Origin of the sequence: Microbacterium ureisolvens, assembly GCF_019511645.1 — a bacterium.
Classification (GTDB): domain Bacteria; phylum Actinomycetota; class Actinomycetes; order Actinomycetales; family Microbacteriaceae; genus Microbacterium; species Microbacterium ureisolvens_A.
Genome location: NZ_JAEUAX010000001.1, coordinates 553588 through 568597 on the forward strand (window position 1 = coordinate 553588; position 15010 = coordinate 568597).

Consider the following 15010-nt stretch of genomic DNA (forward strand, 5'->3'; position numbering starts at 1 on the left):
ATGCCCGATTCGCGCACCCTTGATCAGGAAACCCCTGATAAGGCACCGACCCGCATCCCCGGCGCGCAGGGGAGGCCTCCCGAGGTCGACCGCGTCGCCGCCTCGCGCCGTGCCGTCGCCGCCCGCCGGGAACGCGCCGCCCTCAAGAAGGACGTGGCGATGCGGGTGATCACGCCGCAGGAGCTGCTGCGGCGTGCCCTCGCCGAGCCGACGTCCCCCGCCGGCGCGATGCGCGTGCCCGAGTTCCTCACGGCGATCCCGGCGATCGGCGAGGGCAAGCGCGACCGCATCCTGCACGACCTCGAGATCTCGCCGGTCAAGCGTCTGGGCGGCCTCGGCTCGCGCCAGCGCGAGGATCTGCGACATTTCCTCGACAGCCGCTGGCCCGAGCCCGAGCCCCGCGCCGGCCGCAGCCGCCTCATCGTGCTGGCCGGTCCCACCGCCGTGGGCAAAGGCACCGTGGCCGCGCACATCAAGCAGCACCACCCCGAGATCCTGCTGTCGGTATCGGCGACGACCCGCGCCCCGCGCCCCGGCGAGGTCCATGGCGAGCACTACTTCTTCGTCGACGACGCCGAGTTCGACCGCATGATCGCCGACGGCGAGCTGCTCGAGCACGCGACCGTCCACAACGCGTACCGCTACGGCACGCCGCGCGGCCCCATCGAGAAGGCCCTCGCCGAAGGGCGTACAGTGCTCCTCGAGATCGATCTGCAGGGTGCGCGCCAGGTGCGCGAGGCCGACCCCTCCGCCACCCTCGTGTTCCTCCTGCCGCCGAGCTGGGACGAGCTCGTTCAGCGTCTCGTGGGCCGTGGCACCGAGGACGCCGCAGAGCGGGCCCGGCGCCTGCGCACCGCGAAGAGCGAACTGGCCTCGCAGGGCGAGTTCGACTACCGAGTCGTGAACGACGACGTCGCCCACGCAGCAGACGAAGTCGCCCGCCTCGCGCGGTGACGCCCGCCCGTCCCTTAGAATGGTGGGATGCCTCGGCACCCCGAGGCCCCGCAGACTCTCTTTCCCATCCGATCCAGGAGGTTTCGCCATGGCCGGAACGAACCAGGGCATCATCGAGCCCCCCATCGACAGCCTGCTCGAGAAGGTCGACTCGAAGTACCAGCTCGTGATCTTCGCGTCCAAGCGCGCGCGCCAGATCAATGACTACTACTCCGACCTCCACGAGGGCAACCTGTTCGACAACGTGGGCCCGCTCGTCGACTCGACCGTCGAGGACAAGCCGCTCACCATCGCGATGCACGAGATCCACGAGGACAAGCTGCGCCTGCGCCGCGCGGAGTAATCCGTCACACCCTCGATGCCCCCGACGACGGCCGTGTCCGTCGTCGGGGGCATACTGGTGTCCGCCCCCTCGGCGCCCGGGCACCACGACGACCGGAGCCACGACAACTGGAGTACCGATGACCGACCTGCGTCTGTTCACGTCCGAATCCGTCACCGAGGGCCATCCCGACAAGATCTGCGACCAGATCTCGGACTCGATCCTCGACGCGATCCTGGACGCCGACCCGAACGGACGCGTGGCGGTGGAGACCCTCGTCACGACCGGCCTCGTCCACGTCGCCGGCGAGGTCTCGACCTCTGCGTACGTCGAGATCCCCGCGATCGTCCGCGACGTCGTCAACCGCATCGGCTACACCTCCAGCGAGACCGGGTTCGACGGCGACTCGTGCGGTGTGAGCGTGTCGATCGGCGCGCAGTCCTCCGACATCGCGGCCGGCGTCGACAAGGCGTTCGAGCGCCGCGAGGACGGCTCGGAAGACCCGCACGACCTGCAGGGCGCGGGCGACCAGGGCATCATGTTCGGCTACGCGACGACAGAGACGCCCGAGCTCATGCCCATGGCCGCGTGGACGGCGCACCGCATGGCCGAGCGGCTCGCCGAAGCGCGTCGGTCGGGCGCGCTGCCGTTCCTGCGTCCGGACGGCAAGACCCAGGTCACTCTCGGCTACGACGGTGCGACACCCAAGACGGTCGAATCCGTCGTGCTGTCGACGCAGCACCACCCCGACATCTCGCAGAAGGCGCTGCGCGCTGCCGTCCGCGCCGAGGTCATCGATCCGGTCCTCGAGGCCACGGGCCTCGACCTGCCCGACGTGAAGTTCTACATCAACCCCGCCGGGCCGTTCGTGATCGGCGGTCCGAAGGGCGATGCCGGCCTCACCGGGCGCAAGATCATCATCGACACGTACGGCGGCGCTTCGCGCCACGGCGGCGGCGCGTTCAGCGGCAAGGACCCGTCGAAGGTCGACCGATCGGCCGCCTACGCGATGCGCTGGGTGGCGAAGAACGCCGTCGCCGCGGGGCTCGCCGACCGCCTCGAGGTGCAGGTCGCGTACGCGATCGGCAAGGCGAAGCCCGTCGGGCTCTACGTCGAGACGTTCGGCACGGGCCGCGTGGCCGACGACGTGATCACGCAGGCGATCCTCGACGTCTTCGATCTGCGCCCCAAGGCGATCATCGACTCCCTCGATCTGCTGCGGCCGATCTACGCGCAGACTGCGGCGTACGGCCACTTCGGCCGCGAGCTGCCCGACTTCACGTGGGAGCGCACCGACCGCGCCGACGCGTTGCGCACGGCAGCCGGGCTCTGACGCCGGCCGCGTGACCGCGGTGCACGACGAACCCGACTCCGGCGATCGGCCGCGGCGTTCCCGCCACGTCGCGCGCGTGCTGATCGACTCGCCGCTGCCACAGCTCGACCGTCTGTTCGACTACGAGATCCCGGAGCAGCTCGTCGCGGACGCGGTGCCCGGCGTGCGGGTGCGCGTGCCGCTGCGCAGCGCCGGACGGATGGTCGACGCGTTCCTCGTCGAGGTGGGGGAGCCGGATGCCTCCGACCGCCCGCTCTCGCAGCTCGAGGCCGTCGTATCGCCTTTGCCCGTGCTGACGCCACCGCTCTATGCGCTGGCCCGGCGCGCCGCCGACCGCTCGGCGGGCTCGGCGGTCGACATCCTGCGTCTGGCGATCCCGAAGCGGATGGTGCGGGCCGAGAAGGCGTGGCTCGCCGCCGACCCGCCGGCGCGACCGGTGGTCGACGACGCGGATCGCGCGTGGGCCGACGGCGTCCTCGCCGTCTACCCGGGTCTCGCCGACGCCCTCGACGGCGCGGAGCGCCTCGCGCTGGACGCGCCGCCCGTGCCCGTGACGCTCGACGACGGCACCGTCGTCGGCTCCTGGGCGGTCCTCCTCGCCGCGGCGGCGACGCACACCCTGGCGGCGGGGCGGAGCGCCGTGATCGCCGTGCCGGATCACCGCGACCGCGCGCAGCTCGAAGCGGCGCTGGCGGCCCGCATCCCCGCCGGCGCGCTCGTCCGCGACGACGCGAAGCAGAGCGGCCCGGCACGGTACGCGGCATTCCTGCGCACCCTGGCCGCAGCACCGTGCGTCGTGATCGGCAACCGCTCCACCGTGTACGCGCCCGTCTCCGAACTCGGGCTGGTCGCGCTGTGGGACGACGGCGACCCGCTGCTGGGCGAACCCCTCAGCCCCGGCGTCCACGCCCGCGACGCGGCGCTGCTCCGGCAGGAGCTTCACGGCGGCGCCCTTGTGTTCGCGGGGCACACCCGCACCACCGACGTCGAGCGCCTCGTGGCCCTGCGCTGGGTGCGCGACCTCCCCGCGGCACGGCGCGTGAGCCCGCGTGTCGTGCTGAGCGCGAACCGCGAAGGAGAGTCGCGCGGCGCGCGGGTGCCGTCGTCGGCGTTCGCGGCCGCGCGCGAGGCGCTCACCGAGGGTCCCGTGCTGGTGCAGGTCGCCCGCCCCGGGTACGCGCCCGTGCTCGTGTGCGCCGACTGCCGGCGCCCCGCGCGCTGCGCGCACTGCGGCGGGCCGCTCCACGCCGCCCGGCAGGGCGCCGTGCCGACCTGTACATGGTGCGGTCGTGCCGCGAACGCCTGGGCGTGCCCCGAGTGCCGCTCGACCATGCTTCGCATGGCCTCGTCGGGAAGCGAGCGCACGGCCGACGAACTGGGGCGCGCCTTCCCGGGCACGCGGGTGATCGTCGCCGACGGCGACCACCCGGTGGCCGCGGTCGATGCGCGTCCCGCGCTCGTCGTCGCGACGCGCGGCGCCGAGCCGCTCGCCGCCGGCGGGTACCGCGCGGTGATCCTGCTGGACGGGGATCGGATGCTGATGGCCGACGACCTGCGCATCGGCGAATCGTGTCTGCGCTGGTGGTCGAATGCGGCGGCCCTCGCCGCACCCGGTGCCCCCGTACACCTCGTCGGCGTGGGCGGAGAGATCGCCCGCACGCTCGCGACGTGGACACAGGCCGCGTACGCGCGTGCCGAGCTCGCGGACCGCGCACCGCTGCGCATGCCGCCCACCGTGCGCGTGGCCTCCGTCGACGGCCCGCGCGGCGCCGTCGACGCCGCAATCACCGAGTTGCGCGCCGCCGTCCCCGAGCTCGACGCGGAGGCGGTTCTCGGTCCGATCGCGTACGACGAGTCGGTGCGCGCCCTGGTGCGGTTCGACTACGGTCTCGGCGCCCGCGTCACCGAGAGCCTGCGCGCGTCCGTCGTGGGCCACGCCGTGAAGGGGCGCCGGCCCGCGAAGGGTCGCACCCCCGGCCCCGCCCATACACTGAAGGTTCGGGTCGACGTGCCCGATCTCGACCTCTGACCCTCGACATCCAGGAACGTCATGCGTCTCGTCTTCGCCGGCACTCCGGCGCCGGCTGTGCCGTCGCTGCGCCGGCTCGCGGCATCCGCCCACGACATCGCCGCGGTCATCACCCGCCAGGACGCCCCGCTCGGGCGCAAGCGCGTGCTGACGCCGTCGCCGGTGGCGGCAGCCGCCGAGGAGCTCGGCCTGCGGGTGATTCGCGCCGACCGGCTCGATTCCGCCGTCACGGCGGAGATCGCGGCACTCGAGCCGGACCTCGGCGTGATCGTCGCCTACGGCGGTCTCGTGCGCGAGCCGCTCCTGTCGACGCCGGCGCACGGCTGGATCAACCTGCACTTCTCGCTGCTGCCGCGCTGGCGCGGTGCCGCACCGGTGCAGCACGCGCTCATCGCCGGTGACGCGCGCACCGGGGCGAGCGTCTTCCAGCTCGTGCCCGAACTCGACGCGGGCGACGTGTTCGGCGAACTCGCCGTCGACATCCCCGCGAACGCCACCGCCGGCGACCTCCTCGCGTCTCTGGCCGACGACGGTGCGGGGCTCCTGTCCGACGTCGTCGACGCCATCGCCGCAGGCACCGCCGTCGCACGCGCCCAGCAGGGCGCGACGACGTATGCGGCGAAGCTCGGCGACGACGACGGCCGCATCCGGTGGGACCAACCGGCCGCGGCTGTGCTCGGCCGCATCCGCGGGGTCACCCCCGAGCCCGGCGCGCACACCACCATCGACGGTGCCCGGTTCAAAGTCCTCGCCGTCGCCGCGGCTCCCGATGACGCGCCGCTGCTCGCGCCGGGGACACTTGCGCTGCACGGCAAGCAGGTGATCGCCGGAACCGCGTCCACGCCGATCGCGCTCGAGACGGTGCAGCCCGCCGGCAAGGGCGCGATGCGCGCCGCCGACTGGTGGCGCGGGCGTCGCGAAGCGACCACGGCGGCGGGCTCGTGAGCCGCACGGTCGCGGCGCGCCGCGTCGCATACGAGACGCTGCGGGCCGTCCACGAGTCGGACGCGTACGCGAACCTGCTGCTGCCGACCGCGATCTCCCGCGCCGCGCTCTCGACGGCCGACGCCGCGCTCGCGACCGAGCTCACCTACGGCACGCTCCGCCGCCAGGGCACATACGACGCGGTGATCGCGATCGCCGCCGACCGCCCCGTCTCCGACATCGATCCGGCCGTGCTCGACGCCCTGCGACTCGGCGTCCATCAGCTCCTGTCGACGAGAGTGGCCTCCCACGCGGCGGTGAACGAGTCCGTCGAGCTCGCCCGCGGGGCGGGCGGGCGCGGCGCCGCGGGGTTCGCGAACGCCGTGCTGCGCCGGGTCTCCCGCGACACCCCGGGGGACTGGATGACGCACGTGGCCGCCAGCGCGCGGTCCGACGACGAGCAGCTCGGACTGCTGTTCTCGCACCCCGTGTGGGTCGTGCGCGCCTTCCGCCGGGCGCTGGCGGCGGAGGGCCGGGTCGAGGAGCTCGAGGCGCTCCTCACGGCCGACAATGCATCGCCCCGCGTCACGATGGCGGCCCTTCCCGATCTTGCGGGCGTCCCCGACGACGGGCGGCGGACGCCGTTCTCGCCGATCGGCTTCCGCCTCGGCGGCGGCGACCCCGATGCGCTGGTGCGCACCTCGCGCGGCCGCATCCGCGTGCAGGACGAGGGCTCCCAGCTCGCCGCACTCGCACTCACGCGCGCCCTGCCGATCGCCGAGGGGGAGCGCTGGCTCGATCTGTGCGCCGGTCCCGGCGGCAAGACCGCGGTACTCGCCGCCGAGGCTCGGGTGGGCGGGGCGGTCCTCGAGGCCAACGAGATCTCCCCGGCTCGCGCCGGGCTCGTCCGACAGGCCCTCGCGGGCGTCCCGCTCGAGGTGCCGGTGTCGGAGGAGGACGGCCGCATCCGCGCGCAGGAGGCGCCCGAGACGTACGATCGCATCCTGGTCGATGCGCCGTGCACCGGGCTCGGCGCGCTGCGCCGTCGCCCCGAGGCGCGCTGGCGCAAGGCGCCCAGCGACGTGCCGGCGCTCACCGAGCTGCAGCGGGAGCTGCTCACCGAGGCGGTCGGCGCCCTCAAGCCCGGCGGTGTGGTCGCATACGTGACCTGCTCGCCGCATCTCGCCGAGACGTCGGGGGTGGTCGCCGACATCCGCCGCGAATGGGGCGCGGCCCTCGAGGAGATCTCCGCCCGTGACGTCATCACGTCACTGTCGGACGCCGACCCCGGTCTGCCGCCGCAGGCGGACGGGAGCGGCCGCGCGCAGCTGTGGCCGCACCGTCACAACACCGACGCGATGTCGGTCTCGCTGCTGCGGCGCGTCTGAGCCGCAGCATCCGTCGCGCTTCGCGAGGTCACTCCCGCAGCCGGATGCCGCGAGGTCACTCCCGCAGCCGGATGCCGTGGGGCATCTGCTCGAACTCGACCCGCAGCGCCACGAGCGCCGCGCTGTGGGCGCGGGCGAGGTCGCGTGCGTCCACGATGACCTCGGCACCCTCGGGCAACGCGTCGGCGATCTCGCGGAGCACGGCGACCACGCGCTCGGTGCCGGCCAGCCCGAGTTCACCCGCCAGCCGAAGCACACGCCCTTGGTCGGTGTCCTCGACGGTGAAGGCGGGCACCGCGACGCTCTCGTGCGATTCGAGCAGATGCATGCCGAACCGCTCGCCGAGGGTCTCAAGGAGCGCGATGGCGCGCACCGAGTTGCCGTGCGCATCCAGGCGCGGGCTGAACGCGGCGATCCCGAACTGCGACGGGGCGACGGCGAGGAGGCCCCCGCTGACGCCGCTCTTCGCGGGCAGACCGACGCGCAGCAGCCACTCGCCGGAGTAGTCGTACATGCCGCAGCTCGCCATGATCGACAGCACGTCGCGGGCGACCGCCTCGGAGACCACCCGCTCCCCGGTCACCGGGTTGAGCCCGCCGAACGCGAGGGTCGCCGACATCACGGCGAGGTCGCGCACGGTCACCAGGAGCGAGCACTGCCGGAAGTACGTCTCGACAGCGGTCTCGACCGACCCCTCGATGACGCCGTGCGAGCGCAGCAGGTGCGCCAGCGCGCGATTGCGGTCGCCCGTCGCCGACTCCGAGGCGTACACCTGCTCGTCGACCCAGAGCGAGCGCCCCGCGAAGGCGGACAATCCTTCGACGATTCGCGCCATGCGGTCGTCGACGCCGTCACCCGGGATGAGGGCGGATGTTGCGATCGCCCCTGCATTCACCATCGGATTCGCCGGCCGCCCGGTGCCCGGCTCCAGGCTGATCGCGTTGAACGGCTCGCCGCTGGGCTCCACGCCGACCTTCCGCAGCACCGCGTCGCGGCCGCGGTCGGCGAGGGCGAGTGCGAGCACGAACGGCTTCGAGATCGACTGGATCGTGAACTCGTGCGTCACGTCGCCCACCGCGCGCACCCGCCCTCGCGGACCGACCACGGCGAGCGCCAGCCGGTCGGGATCGGCCGCGGCGAGCTCGGGGATGTAGCCGGCCGGGGCGCCGCCGTCTCGGGGTCGGATGTCTTCGAGGACGTCGTGCAGCAGCGCCGTGATCGGATCCACGGCTCGACCATAATGGACGCGTGCCACCGATCGACGACACAGCCCGCCAGACCGGCATCCGCATCAACCCCAGCATCCTCGCCGCCGACTTCGTCAACATGCAGACGGAGCTCGCCCGGATCGCGACCGCGGATTTCGTCCATGTGGACGTCATGGACAACCACTTCGTGCCCAATCTCACGTTCGGCCCGCAGATGGTCGAGCGCATCCAGGCGACGAGCCCCGTGCCCCTCGACGTGCATCTCATGATCACGAATCCTGACCGCTGGGCACCCGGCTATGCCGAGCTCGGAGCGGCCTCCGTCACCTTCCACCTCGAAGCCGCGAAGGAGCCGGTCGCGCTCGCCCGCCGGCTGCGTGACATCGGCGCACGAGCGGGCGTCGCGGTGAAGCCGGCGACTCCTGTCGAGGGACTCTTCGACCTGCTCGACGACTTCGACCAGATCCTGGTCATGACCGTCGAGCCGGGGTTCGGTGGTCAGTCGTTCATGCCCGAGACCCTGCCGAAGCTCAGCCGCCTCGCCGACGAGGCGCGGCGCCGGGGCTCGTCGGTGTGGCTCCAGGTGGACGGCGGGATCGCTGAGTCGACGATCGTTCAGGCCGCCGAGGCGGGCGCCGACACGTTCGTCGCAGGTTCCGCGGTGTTCGGCGCGGGTGACCCGGCGAACGCCATCGCGGGCCTGCGCGCGACCGCCCGCGAGCACCACGCGCACTGAGCCCGCGTCACGCGGCGCCGAGGCATCCGCTCGGTTCGATACCCTGGCATGGTGAAGACGTTCGACACGCTGTACGCCGAGCTCGCCGCGAAAGCGGCTGAGCGCCCCGAGGGATCGGGAACCGTCGCGCAGCTGGACGCGGGCGTCCACGCGATCGGCAAGAAGATCGTGGAGGAGGCGGCCGAGGTCTGGATGGCGGCCGAGTACGAGTCGGCGGATGCCGCGGCCGAGGAGATCTCCCAGCTGCTGTATCACCTGCAGGTGCTGATGCTCGCGAAGGGTCTGAGCCTCGAGGACGTCTACCGACATCTCTGAGCGCGCGTTCCCACCCGTCCTCGAACCTGAAAGCCCCGCTGCCATGCTGCGAATCGCCGTGCCGAATAAAGGCTCGCTCGCCGAGACCGCCTCCGAGATGCTCCACGAGGCGGGCTACATCGGTCGTCGCGACCCCAAGGACCTCCACGTCATCGACCCCCAGAACGAGGTCGAGTTCTTCTACCTCCGCCCGAAAGACATCGCCACGTACGTCGGCTCCGGCGCGCTGGACGTCGGCATCACCGGCCGCGATCTGCTGCTGGACGCCCGGATGCCGGGGGCCCGCGAGATCGAGGCGCTCGGCTTCGGCGACTCCACGTTCCGCTTCGCCGGTCCTCCCGGACGCTTCACGTCCGTCCAGGACCTCAACGGCTCGCGCGTCGCCACCGCCTACCCGGGTCTCGTCGACGCCTTCCTCGACGAGCACGGCGTCGCCGTCGACCTGGTGCCGCTGGACGGCGCGGTCGAGTCGGCGGTGCGCCTGGGAGTGGCGGATGCCGTCGCCGACGTCGTGTCGACCGGCACGACGCTCCGCCAGGCCGGGCTGGAGATCTTCGGGCCGGTGCTGCTGCAGTCCGAGGCCGTGCTGATCACCTCGCCGACCCAGGCGGACGGCACCGACACGCTGCTGCGGCGCCTGCGCGGCGTCATGGTCGCCCGGCGGTACGTCATGGTGGACTACGACCTGCCCGCCGACCTCGTCGACGACGCGGTCAAGATCGCCCCCGGCATCGAGTCGCCCACGATCGCGCCGCTGCGCGACCCTGCCTGGGTGGCCGTGCGCGTGATGGTGGCGCGCAAGGGCGTGAACCAGGTCATGGACGCGCTGTACGCGATAGGCGCCCGCGCGATCCTGGTGACCGCGATCCACAACGCGAGGCTCTGATGAGCCTGGTCTGCCGTGTCATCCCGTGCCTCGACGTCGCCGCGGGGCGCGTCGTCAAGGGCGTGAACTTCCAGAACCTCCGCGACATGGGCGACCCCGTCGAGCTCGCTCGGGAGTACTTCCGTCAGGGCGCCGACGAGATCACCTTCCTCGACGTCACCGCGACGGTCGACGAGCGCTCCACCACCTACGACGTGGTGCGCCGCACGGCGGAGGAGGTCTTCATCCCGCTCACTGTCGGCGGCGGCGTCCGCTCCGCCGACGATGTGGCGCGGCTGCTGTCGGTGGGCGCCGACAAGATCGGCGTGAACTCGGCGGCGATCGCGCGCCCGGCGCTGCTCGACGAGATCGCCGACCGGTTCGGGGCTCAGGTGCTCGTTCTGTCGCTCGACGTGAAGCGTTCTCCTGCGACCGAGTCGGGCTTCGTCGTGACCACCCACGGCGGCCGCACCGAGACGACCCTCGACGCGCTCGAGTGGGCGCGCGAGGCCATCGAACGCGGCGCGGGGGAGCTCCTCGTGAACTCGATCGACGCCGACGGCACCAAGCAGGGTTTCGACCTCGAACTCGTCGGACTCATGCGCGAGGTGGCCAGCGTGCCGGTCATCGCGTCGGGCGGCGCGGGCCAGGCCTCGGACTTCGGCCCGGCCATCGAAGCCGGCGCGGACGCCGTGCTCGCAGCATCCGTCTTCCACTCCGGTCAGCTCACCGTCGGCGACGTGAAAGCCGCCATGAAGGCCGAGGGGATCGCCGTACGGGAGGTGGCGGCATGACCGAGGCGCTGGACGAGCGCATCGCGCGCGTCACCTTCAACCGCGACGGCCTCGTCGCTGCGGTCATCCAGCAATGGGACACCCGCGAGGTCCTGATGCTCGGATGGATGGATGCTGAGGCCCTCCGCCGCACCCTCACCGAGGGCCGCGTCACCTTCTGGTCGCGCTCCCGGCAGGAGTACTGGCGCAAGGGCGACACGTCCGGACACATCCAGCTGGTGCGCGCAGCGAGCCTCGATTGCGACGGCGACACGATCCTCGTGGAGGTCGAGCAGATCGGCGCCGCGTGCCACACCGGCACGCGAACGTGTTTCGACGGACGCGACCTCGGCGCCGTGCGCGGCCCGGAGCCGGACGCGTGATCCGCAGGGCGCGACTGCTCTCGGTCGTCATCGTCGTGCTGTGCGGCGCGCTCGGCGTGATCTCATCGACGCAGACCTGGCTGACGGTCGAACTCCAGGACGCCGCCCACCACGTCCTCGACGTTCCGGGCGCGTCGGCGGTGCCGGTCCTGGCGCCCCTGAGCCTCGCGGTGCTCGCCCTCGGCGCCGCGCTGTCCATCGTCGGGACGGCGCTGCGCTACGTGTTCGGCGCCCTGGCGTTCTTCATCGGCGCGGTGCTCGCGTGGCTGACCGCCCGCGTCGTGTTCGAGCATCCGGTCTCCGCCGTCGCGTCGGTCGTCACCGATTCCACCGGTATCGCGGGCGAGGAGTCGGTCGCAGGGCTCGTCGCATCCATCTCTGCGACCGCGTGGCCGGCCGTGACCCTGGCGGTCTGGGCACTACTTATCGCGGCGGGCGCCTTCGTGCTCGCCACCGCGCACTCCTGGTCGCGCACCGGCCGGCGCTACCGCACGGACCACGCCGCGAAGGCCGAGGCCGCCCCCACCGGCGGATCCGCCGCGCACGCCGGTGACGGCCCGCGCCCCCACGACGCCGCCGGATCGCGCGCCATCGACGACTGGGACGACCTGTCGCGTGGCGAGGATCCGACCGCCTGACCGCTAGACTGGCGGCATCCCGCCCAGGTTTCACGAGGAGATATCCATGAGCAACAACATCGGCGACCCCGGCCACGGACACTCGCCCGCAGCCTGGACGGCCGTCGTGATCATGCTCATCGCGGTCTCGATCGGCACCTTCTTCTTCTTCCTGGACATGCCGATCTTCGTGTGGGCGTCGGCGGGCCTCCTTCTCATCGGGCTCCTGGTCGGCTGGATCATGAAGCGAGCCGGGTACGGCGTCGGCGGTTCCAAGGTCACGGCGAGAGAGCACTGAGCATGCTCGCCGACCTCACGGCCGGCGCGGTTGAGGATGCCGAGGCGCGCGCCTCGGTGCGCCCCCTGGCAGAGGTCGAGGCCGCCGCCCTCGCGCAGCGTCCCGCTCTCGACGTCCTCGCCGCGCTCGCCCCTTCCGACCGCGTGAAGATCATCGCCGAGGTCAAGCGCGCCAGCCCCTCGCGCGGCGACCTCGCCGCCATCCCCGACCCCGCCCTGCAGGCCCGTCGGTACGAAGAGGGCGGCGCGTCGGCGATCTCGGTGCTCACCGAGGGCCGTCGCTTCAAGGGCAGCCTCGCCGACCTGGAGGCCGTGAAGGCCGCCGTGGCGCTGCCCGTGCTGCGCAAGGACTTCATCGCGACCGAGTACCAGCTGCTCGAGGCTCGTGCGGCGGGCGCCGACCTGGCGCTCCTGATCGTCGCCGCGCTCGAACAGGACGTGCTCGCGCGCCTCTACTCGTTCGCGCAGCAGCTCGGCATGGCGGCGCTCGTCGAGACGCACTCGGCCGACGAGGTCGACCGTGCCGTCGACCTCGGCGCACAGCTCATCGGAGTCAACGCGCGCGACCTGTCGACCTTCCAGCTCGACCGCGACCTCTTCGGCCGCCTGGCCGGGCGCATCCCCGAGGGCGCCATCAAGATCGCCGAGTCGGCCGTGCTCGCCCCCGACGACGTCGCCCACTACCGTCGCGACGGCGCGGACGTCGTGCTCGTGGGCGAGGCGCTCGTGACGAACGATCCCGTGTCCACCCTGCGCGCATTCCTGGAGGCAGGCGCATGAGTCTTCGTGAGGCTCCCGGGCCGCTGTTCGGCGAGTTCGGCGGGCGGTACATGCCCGAGTCCCTGATCGCCGCGATCGACGAGCTCACCGCGGAGTACGAAGCCGCCAAGGCGGATCCCGATTTCCAGGCCGAGTTCGTGCGACTGCTGCACTCGTACGCCGGTCGCCCGTCGCCGATCACCGAGGTCGCCCGGTTCGCCGAGCACGCCGGCGGGGCACGTGTGTTCCTCAAGCGCGAGGACCTCAACCACACCGGCTCGCACAAGATCAACAACGTTCTGGGCCAGGCACTGCTCACGAAGCGTCTCGGCAAGACGCGTGTCATCGCCGAGACCGGAGCCGGCCAGCACGGCGTCGCGACGGCGACCGCCGCGGCGCTGTTCGGCTTCGAGTGCACGATCTACATGGGCGAGGTCGACACCGAGCGCCAGGCGCTCAACGTCGCCCGCATGCGCCTGCTCGGCGCCGAGGTGATCCCCGTCAGGACCGGCTCGCGCACCCTCAAGGACGCGATCAACGACGCCTACCGCGACTGGGTCGCGAGCGTCGAGACGACCAACTACATCTTCGGAACCGCCGCAGGCCCGCACCCGTTCCCCGCGATGGTCCGCGACTTCCAGAAGGTCATCTCCGAGGAGGCGCGCGCGCAGCTCCTCGAGGAGGCGGGCCGCCTGCCGGACGCCGTCCTCGCCTGCGTCGGCGGCGGCTCGAACGCCATCGGCATGTTCGACGCCTTCCTCGACGACGAGGGCGTCAAGCTCTACGGCGTCGAGGCCGCCGGCGACGGCGTCGACACTCCGCGTCACGCCGCATCGATCGAACGCGGCCGCCCCGGCGTGCTGCACGGCGCGAAGACCTTCGTGCTGCAGGACGAGGACGGCCAGACCATCGAGTCGCACTCCATCTCGGCAGGCCTCGACTACCCGGGCGTCGGGCCCGAGCACGCGTGGCTCGCGTCGATCGGCCGCGCCGAGTACATCCCCGCGACCGACGACGAGGCGATGCAGGCGCTGCGCCTGCTCTCCGAGACCGAGGGCATCATCCCGGCGATCGAATCGGCCCACGCTCTCGCCGGGGCGCTGCGCATCGGCCGCGAACTCGGCCCGGACGCCATCCTCGCGGTGTGCCTCTCGGGGCGCGGGGACAAGGACATGGACACGGCAGCGCGGTACTTCGACCTGTACGACAAGGGAACGGATGCCGCGGCCTCCGCCGAGGCGCCGCACGACGACGCCGCCCACGGCGAGGGGGAGAAGCTGTGACCTCGCGCGTCGCCGCGGCGATCGACACCGCCCGCGCCGAAGGCCGCGGAGCATTCGTCGGCTACCTTCCGCTCGGATTCCCCGACCTCGAGACGAGCATCGACGCCGCGGTCGCACTGGCTGAGAACGGCGCCGACATCCTCGAGCTCGGGCCGCCGTACTCCGACCCGGTGATGGACGGCACGGTGATCCAGGAGGCGACGCAGGCGGCCCTGGCCGGCGGCTTCCGACTGCGCGACACGTTCACAGCCGTGCGCGAGATCACGCGCCGCGTCGACGTGCCGGTGCTCGTCATGACGTACTGGAACCCGGTGCTGCAGTACGGCGTCGACCGCTACGCCGACGATCTGCTCGCCGCGGGGGGAGCAGGGCTCATCACGCCCGACATCACGCCCGAGGCGGCGCCCGAGTGGATCGCCGCGAGCGAGCGCACCGGCCTCGACCGGGTCTTCCTCGCCGCGCCGACCTCCACCGACGAGCGACTCGAGCTCATCGCCCAGAACTCCACCGGCTTCGTCTACACCGTCTCGACCATGGGCATCACCGGGGAGCGCGCGCAGCTGGATGCTGCCGCCCGCACCCTCGTCGCCCGCCTTCGCGAGCACGGGGTCGAGCACGCATGCGTCGGCATCGGCATCTCCAACGCCGAGCAGGTCGCCGGCGTGCTCGAGTACGCCGACGGCGCGATCGTCGGCACGGCGCTCGTCCGCGCGCTGCGCGAGCGGGGTCTCGAGGGACTCGCCGAGACCGCGCGCAGCCTCGCCGCAGGCACTGCCCGCGACGCGAACTAGACTTCTGAGGTCGGCGGTCGCCGCCAACCCCCA

The 15010-nt window shown here is 72.3% G+C and carries 17 protein-coding genes; 16 read left to right on the forward strand and 1 reads right to left on the reverse strand.

Annotated features, from left to right (window positions below):
• The 6 genes from gmk (at window position 1) to JNB61_RS02630 (ending at window position 6950) form a co-directional block, all read left to right on the forward strand.
• Window positions 1-954 carry a guanylate kinase gene (gene gmk / locus JNB61_RS02605; protein ID WP_275952219.1) on the forward strand — a complete coding sequence of 318 codons (954 nt, stop codon included), beginning with the start codon at window positions 1-3 and terminating at the stop codon, window positions 952-954.
• Window positions 955-1042: 88 nt separating this feature from the next.
• The gene (gene rpoZ / locus JNB61_RS02610) at window positions 1043-1297 is read left to right on the forward strand and encodes a DNA-directed RNA polymerase subunit omega (protein WP_018170775.1); all 255 of its coding nucleotides are present in this window, start codon (window positions 1043-1045) and stop codon (window positions 1295-1297) included.
• A gap of 118 nt (window positions 1298-1415) precedes the next feature.
• Window positions 1416-2609 (forward strand): methionine adenosyltransferase, encoded by a 1194-nt coding sequence (gene metK / locus JNB61_RS02615; protein WP_159844250.1) that lies wholly within the window; start codon window positions 1416-1418, stop codon window positions 2607-2609.
• 10 nt (window positions 2610-2619) lie between these two features.
• Complete coding sequence (locus JNB61_RS02620; protein WP_308291188.1) at window positions 2620-4638, forward strand: primosomal protein N' family DNA-binding protein; 2019 nt, start codon at window positions 2620-2622, stop codon at window positions 4636-4638.
• 21 nt (window positions 4639-4659) lie between these two features.
• On the forward strand, window positions 4660-5583 hold the full coding sequence (gene fmt, locus JNB61_RS02625) for a methionyl-tRNA formyltransferase (protein ID WP_220287859.1): 924 nt from the start codon (window positions 4660-4662) through the stop codon (window positions 5581-5583).
• Window positions 5580-6950, forward strand: coding sequence for an RsmB/NOP family class I SAM-dependent RNA methyltransferase (locus JNB61_RS02630; protein WP_220287861.1), 1371 nt, complete (start codon window positions 5580-5582; stop codon window positions 6948-6950). Before fmt ends, JNB61_RS02630 begins: the two co-directional genes overlap by 4 nt.
• 55 nt (window positions 6951-7005) lie before the next feature.
• On the opposite strand, the gene glsA is transcribed toward JNB61_RS02630, so the two are convergent.
• Window positions 7006-8178 (reverse strand): glutaminase A, encoded by a 1173-nt coding sequence (gene glsA / locus JNB61_RS02635; RefSeq protein ID WP_220338662.1) that lies wholly within the window; start codon window positions 8176-8178, stop codon window positions 7006-7008.
• 20 nt (window positions 8179-8198) lie between these two features.
• On the opposite strand from glsA, the gene rpe reads away from it, so the two are divergent.
• Genes rpe through trpA form a run of 10 tightly spaced genes read left to right on the forward strand, consistent with a single transcriptional unit; the run spans window position 8199 to window position 14977 of the window.
• Window positions 8199-8894 carry a ribulose-phosphate 3-epimerase gene (gene rpe / locus JNB61_RS02640; RefSeq protein ID WP_220338663.1) on the forward strand — a complete coding sequence of 232 codons (696 nt, stop codon included), beginning with the start codon at window positions 8199-8201 and terminating at the stop codon, window positions 8892-8894.
• 51 nt (window positions 8895-8945) lie between these two features.
• Window positions 8946-9209, forward strand: a complete 264-nt coding sequence (locus JNB61_RS02645) for a phosphoribosyl-ATP diphosphatase (protein ID WP_220287866.1) — start codon at window positions 8946-8948, stop codon at window positions 9207-9209.
• A gap of 43 nt (window positions 9210-9252) precedes the next feature.
• Window positions 9253-10095 carry an ATP phosphoribosyltransferase gene (hisG, locus tag JNB61_RS02650; protein ID WP_220287868.1) on the forward strand — a complete coding sequence of 281 codons (843 nt, stop codon included), beginning with the start codon at window positions 9253-9255 and terminating at the stop codon, window positions 10093-10095.
• Window positions 10095-10868 (forward strand): imidazole glycerol phosphate synthase subunit HisF, encoded by a 774-nt coding sequence (hisF, locus tag JNB61_RS02655; protein WP_159844261.1) that lies wholly within the window; start codon window positions 10095-10097, stop codon window positions 10866-10868. The genes hisG and hisF overlap by 1 nt, the downstream gene beginning before the upstream one ends.
• Entirely contained in the window at window positions 10865-11230 is a 366-nt protein-coding gene (hisI, locus tag JNB61_RS02660; RefSeq protein WP_220338664.1) for a phosphoribosyl-AMP cyclohydrolase, read from the forward strand. Before hisF ends, hisI begins: the two co-directional genes overlap by 4 nt.
• On the forward strand, window positions 11227-11868 hold the full coding sequence (locus JNB61_RS02665) for a Trp biosynthesis-associated membrane protein (RefSeq protein ID WP_220338665.1): 642 nt from the start codon (window positions 11227-11229) through the stop codon (window positions 11866-11868). The genes hisI and JNB61_RS02665 overlap by 4 nt, the downstream gene beginning before the upstream one ends.
• Before the next feature lie 46 nt (window positions 11869-11914).
• Window positions 11915-12145, forward strand: coding sequence for a DUF6704 family protein (locus JNB61_RS02670; RefSeq protein WP_159844267.1), 231 nt, complete (start codon window positions 11915-11917; stop codon window positions 12143-12145).
• 2 nt (window positions 12146-12147) lie between these two features.
• A complete protein-coding gene (gene trpC / locus JNB61_RS02675) occupies window positions 12148-12924 on the forward strand; it encodes an indole-3-glycerol phosphate synthase TrpC (RefSeq protein WP_220287872.1) in 777 nt (258 codons plus the stop codon).
• The gene (trpB, locus tag JNB61_RS02680) at window positions 12921-14186 is read left to right on the forward strand and encodes a tryptophan synthase subunit beta (RefSeq protein ID WP_220287874.1); all 1266 of its coding nucleotides are present in this window, start codon (window positions 12921-12923) and stop codon (window positions 14184-14186) included. The genes trpC and trpB overlap by 4 nt, the downstream gene beginning before the upstream one ends.
• On the forward strand, window positions 14183-14977 hold the full coding sequence (gene trpA / locus JNB61_RS02685; RefSeq protein ID WP_220287876.1) for a tryptophan synthase subunit alpha: 795 nt from the start codon (window positions 14183-14185) through the stop codon (window positions 14975-14977). The genes trpB and trpA overlap by 4 nt, the downstream gene beginning before the upstream one ends.
• Window positions 14978-15010 lie beyond the last annotated feature (33 nt).

Bases quoted from the DNA above. Each gene is read 5' to 3' on its own strand.
- gmk (WP_275952219.1), top strand. From the start codon at position 1: ATGCCCGATTCGCGCACCCTTGATCAGGAAACCCCTGATAAGGCACCG.
- rpoZ (WP_018170775.1), top strand. From the start codon at position 1,043: ATGGCCGGAACGAACCAGGGCATCATCGAGCCCCCCATCGACAGCCTG.
- metK (WP_159844250.1), top strand. From the start codon at position 1,416: ATGACCGACCTGCGTCTGTTCACGTCCGAATCCGTCACCGAGGGCCAT.
- fmt (WP_220287859.1), top strand. From the start codon at position 4,660: ATGCGTCTCGTCTTCGCCGGCACTCCGGCGCCGGCTGTGCCGTCGCTG.
- hisG (WP_220287868.1), top strand. From the start codon at position 9,253: ATGCTGCGAATCGCCGTGCCGAATAAAGGCTCGCTCGCCGAGACCGCC.
- hisF (WP_159844261.1), top strand. From the start codon at position 10,095: ATGAGCCTGGTCTGCCGTGTCATCCCGTGCCTCGACGTCGCCGCGGGG.
- hisI (WP_220338664.1), top strand. From the start codon at position 10,865: ATGACCGAGGCGCTGGACGAGCGCATCGCGCGCGTCACCTTCAACCGC.
- JNB61_RS02670 (WP_159844267.1), top strand. From the start codon at position 11,915: ATGAGCAACAACATCGGCGACCCCGGCCACGGACACTCGCCCGCAGCC.
- trpC (WP_220287872.1), top strand. From the start codon at position 12,148: ATGCTCGCCGACCTCACGGCCGGCGCGGTTGAGGATGCCGAGGCGCGC.
- trpB (WP_220287874.1), top strand. From the start codon at position 12,921: ATGAGTCTTCGTGAGGCTCCCGGGCCGCTGTTCGGCGAGTTCGGCGGG.